General features: G+C 76.7%; 1 protein-coding gene. It reads right to left on the bottom strand.

Annotated elements, in window-relative coordinates:
- Nucleotides 1-119: 119 nt before the first annotated feature.
- Nucleotides 120-1,580 carry a type VII secretion-associated serine protease mycosin gene (mycP, locus tag ABZ641_RS35260; protein WP_359988480.1) on the bottom strand — a complete coding sequence of 487 codons (1,461 nt, stop codon included), beginning with the start codon at nt 1,578-1,580 and terminating at the stop codon, nt 120-122.
- Nucleotides 1,581-1,947: the final 367 nt, after the last annotated feature.

Consider the following 1,947-nt stretch of genomic DNA (forward strand, 5'->3'; position numbering starts at 1 on the left):
CGCGCCCCCGACCGGCCCCCGCGCCCGCCGCCCGCCCCGCGGGCGGCCCCGCGCCGGGGGACCGCCGCGGGGCCGGCCGCGATCCGCGGCCGGCCCCGGGGCCGTACTGTCCTCGCCCGTCAGCGGGCGTACGGGTTGCCGCCCGGAGGCGGCGGGGTCTGCCCCTGCGGCGGCGGGTAGCCGCCGGGCGCGGGGGGCTGCTGGCCGTACGGGGCGGCCGGCGGCTGCTGCCCGTAGGGGCCGGCGGGCGGCTGCTGGGCGGGGAAGCCCGGCGCCTGGTGGGGCGGCTGGACCCCGTACGGCGCGGGCGCCGGCACCGGGGCCGTGCCCGCGGCGGCGGCCTTCTTCCGCCGGCCGATCACCAAGAAGACGATCACCAGCAGCACCGCGAAGCCGAAGAGCCCGCCGATGATCATCAGCACCAGGTCGAGCGGGTCCGTGCCGGACCCGTCGTCCGAGGCGGCGGCCGCGGCCTGCGAGGACCCGGCGGGGGCCGGTGCCGTCCCCGGCGCGGTGGCACCGCCGGTGCCCGCACCCGGGGTCGGGTGGGCGGCCGCCGCGGCCTTCAGCGGGAACTCGCCGGCCGCGCCCGGGTCGCCCGGGTCGCTGAGCGCGATCCGCGGCCGCACGGTGCCGTAGCCGATGAAGTCGCTGCGCTCCTTCGGGTTGCTGGCCGTGTTGATCAGCACGCGCAGCACCTGGTTGTTGGTCCAGTCCGGGTGCACGGCCCACAGGAGCGCGGCGGAGGCGGACGCCACGGCCGTGGCGTCGGAGGTGCCGGTGCCCTTGCAGTAACCGGACGGGCCGGTGCAGGCACGGTAGATGTCGGCGCCCGGCGCCGCCAGGGAGACCTGCGCGCCGTGCTCGGACGTCGCGGCCGCCTTACCGTCCTTGTCGGTGGCGGCCACGCCGACCACGCCGGGGGAGGCCGCCGGGTACTCCACCTGGTTGGTGGTGTTGCCGCTGTTGCCCACCGCGGCGAAGACCAGGCTGCCGCGGGCGAGGGCGTGGTCCACCGAGGTCTTGAACTTCTGCAGGTCGACCGGCTTGAGGTTCGACGCCGGGATGCCCACCGACATGTTGATGACCTTCGCGCCCTGGTCCGAGGCGTAGACGATCGCCTGGCCCAGCTGTGCGAGGTCGGAGTTCTCCGCCTCGACCTTGCCGCCGTAGTTGTCGTTGACCTTGATCGGGAGGATCTTGGCGCCGGGTGCCAGGCCGTACTCGCCCTTGCCGCCCAGGCCCTTGCCGGTGCCGGCGATGATGCTCGCCATGCCGGTGCCGTGGCCGACGGAGTCCGAGGTGTTCCCGGCCCCGGTGAAGTCCTTGCCGGGCAGCACCTGCCCGGCCAGGTCCGGGTGCGCGGCGTCGACGCCGCCGTCGATCACCGCGACGGTGATGCCCTGGCCGGTGCTGGTCTTCCACATGTCCGGGGCGTGCATGGCGTCCAGGTACCACTGCTGGGCGCGGATCGAGTCCACGCCGGAGGCCGGACCGGCCGCCACCCCGACGGACAGTGCCGCCACCGCCATCGCTGCGGCGAACCGCCGCCCCCGCACCGCCGTGCCCGTTCGCCGCATCCTGCTCTCCCTCGTCAGCCGTCGCCGTCGGCCCGGCACGCCTCCCGACGCACGGACCTGCCCGGCCGCGGGGCGTTTCGTGGCCCCGCGGCCGGGCAGTCAGCCTGATCCCTACTCAATCACGCCCGGGTTGACCGGTCCTGAACCGGAGGTCCAGGTGTCCTCGTCCTCGACGAGGTAGTCCGGACGGTTCCCGCGGTTCCGGTCCTTGCGGCCCGCACCGCCCCCGCCGTGGCCACCGCCGAAGCCGCCCTGGCCGGAACGGCCGTCCGCGCCCCGCTCGGCCCGGCCGCGCAGACCGGTGCCGCCCTGGGTGAACTCGCCGCCGGCCGCGGGCCCACGGCGTCCGCCGACCGCACCGCCGGCC

This window comes from Kitasatospora sp. NPDC007106 (genome assembly GCF_040634455.1).
In the GTDB taxonomy this organism is placed as follows: domain Bacteria; phylum Actinomycetota; class Actinomycetes; order Streptomycetales; family Streptomycetaceae; genus Kitasatospora; species Kitasatospora arboriphila.

Coding starts and splice junctions, on each gene's coding strand:
- mycP (WP_359988480.1), bottom strand. CDS start 1,580: ATGCGGCGAACGGGCACGGCGGTGCGGGGGCGGCGGTTCGCCGCAGCG.